General features: G+C 56.9%; 1 protein-coding gene. It reads left to right on the top strand.

Translation table 11 applies throughout. The features are described 5' to 3' along the window. Window positions 1–32 precede the first annotated feature (32 nt). On the top strand, window positions 33–2600 hold a 2568-nt coding region (locus Q1J43_RS11595), incomplete at its 3' end, for a matrixin family metalloprotease (RefSeq protein ID WP_301102657.1).

The raw sequence follows: 2600 nt of genomic DNA, 5'->3' as shown, positions 1-2600 counted from the left end.
TGACGCCGGCCAAATTCAGCAGCAGCGGACGGATGTACCTCGCCCCGACTATCGACGAGGCTGACGAGAAGAAACTGCGTAATGGCGAACGCATCACCACGCCAAAAACGACAGACCTTTACTTCCGTTTCCGGCACAAGCAGGCCGACGGGAAAATGGGATGGCGTCTTGGTATGGTCACGGTCAGCGCCAAGGACTATGACAGCGCGGGCGTCTTCTTCGGTGATCGGCCGCTGGATGATCCGGGGTATTCGGCGATTACGCTGAAGGGTAGCGTGGGTGTTGGGCAAACCAACGATGTGCTTGATGTGTATCGGGTGGAGCAGCGGCTGAAGTATCTGGGGTTCCCGGCGATGGGGGCGACCGATACAGTGAGCGCGCCAACATTAGCGCATAACGTCATCCAGGATTTCAACGTGGATGGTCAGTGGGGTAGGAGTGAATCACTGGCTGCCTACCTGTTTAGCGATGTGATTACCTATAGTGCAGGCCAACGTCAATTAGCCACACCGTCAGGCAGGTCGCCAGGTGGAAAAGTACTAGACACCCCAGCAAATCGCACTGCCTACTTCAACACACTGTACGCAATCGCAGACAGCTTCAACATCAGCAAAAACGGCACTTTTGACAACACGATCTACACCAGCACACCGGGTGCATTTACGGAATGGCTCAATGCCTACAACGCGCCGCACTGGATGGATATTGGCCACCAAATGGGTAGTGGCGTACTGAGCGGCTGGGTCAATAATCAGACTTCTTCGACCAACAGGAACGTGGAGGTGTACGGCACGAGCTGGATGCGCGATTTGATGGCGGCGACGCAGTTTGCGTCAGAGCAACTCGGCACGAGCAAACCCTTCGGTTTCAACGGGGCGGTCGATGCCAATCAAGGGGCGACTCCTTTCATGCACGGTACGCATGACTTGGGCATGGCGTTTGATTTGGAGTTGAAGCAGTTCATCAAGGAGACCACCCAGAATGATGGTTCTCAGACAAACGCCGATATCACATTGCCGAGCAGCGGCTGGAGTGTCGACCACGCTGCGCAGTGGACAGAAACCTATTTGCCTCATACTCTCGGACCGAACAACATCGCGGGTAACGACCAACGCGACGCCTTGCGGCAATTTCTCCAGTTGTATGCGCTGACCCAGACCGACAGCATTGTGGGCAATGGCACGCAGGAGGATTTGGCGCCGCACATTGTCAACGGAACGGACAAGGCGGCCATGCTGCATGCGCTGTTTGGCAGCGGTGCACAAGCCAGCGGGATGATTTCCCAGGTGCACATCGGCGGGACGGGTGCGCACCAAAATTCCTACGCCAATATCCGTGCGATTCTGACTGCCCTGGGGGTGAAGCCCAACAGCAATGTGGTCACCCATAACACCCACTTCCACCTTTACCTGAACCCGCCAACAGCGGTTGGAATCACGGCTTCACTGCTCGCGACAACGACCGCTAAGCCACCGCAGCCTGCGGATGCCGCAGAGATTTTGGCCGCCGCGCAGACACTGCTCAAGCAGATTCAATCCGACCCGCAACAGGAGACTCTTATGCTTGTCATGGACGTACCCAATATCCCCGCCCAGGAGCCGCCGCTGATGGTGGCGCAAGCGACGGCGGCGCAGAACAGTGCGCAGAAATTTGACCGGGTCATCGGCGTTTGTCATATCAGCGACAATCCGTATGATCCCACATCGGCGGTCAATGCCATCAGTCCCGCAGAAGAAACTGTTTTGTATTTTAGACAGCGAGAACATCGCAAGATCGAAGGCCAAGCCAGCGTCAGTGTCCTAAAGATGCCCGCGCATGGGGTATTGGAGGGGCCAGTTAATGGAATTTTTGCCTACTATCCCGAGAAGGGATTTATCGGCAATGACCGAGCTACCTTGCTGGTCGAAGTCGGCGGCAAAAAAGTCAAGATGGAATATTTCTTCCGGGTGATGAAGGACATTTCTTTCATTGATGACGAGGAAGAACCCAGCGCTCACGAACGCGGCTACTGCCCGGTCAAAGCGCGTGTCTGGAAAATCTCTTCCACCCCTGATGCCAATGGCAATAACACTTTGATTGCGGCTGAATTCCAGCCGGATACTCTGAGTCCTGCTGGCGCTTCGAACCCAGAGCTTGCAGCACTGTCTTCTTCGCTGGACTCGAGTGACCTGAGTCGTCTTGTTGGCGAGATTTCGGGCATCACCTTGAGCATCGCCGACCTTTCCGGTGGCGCCATTGGCCAAACCACCGGCACCACCATCACCCTCGACGATAACGCCGCCGGCCACGGCTGGTACATCGACCCCACTCCGACCGACAACGCCGAATTCCTCCCCACCAGCAATCCGAACGAATGGATCGCCAAGCCAGGTTCCGACGCCTACGGCAAGATGGACATGCTCACCGTCCTCCTGCACGAATACGGCCACGCCCTCGGTCTCGATCATAACTCCGACGCTCACGACTTCATGGCGACGACCTTGCAGCCCGGTGTTCGCCGCACCCTGACCGTCGACGAACAACTCATGCTGCTGCAACTCGCCGGAGTCTTCATCACCCCCGACAGCCCGAGCGAACCCTACGCCCCGACCGACCCTGGC

It is taken from the genome of Propionivibrio sp., from assembly GCF_029255185.1.
In the GTDB taxonomy this organism is placed as follows: Bacteria; Pseudomonadota; Gammaproteobacteria; order Burkholderiales; family Rhodocyclaceae; genus Propionivibrio.
This window is presented reverse-complemented; position numbering and strand designations above follow the sequence as displayed.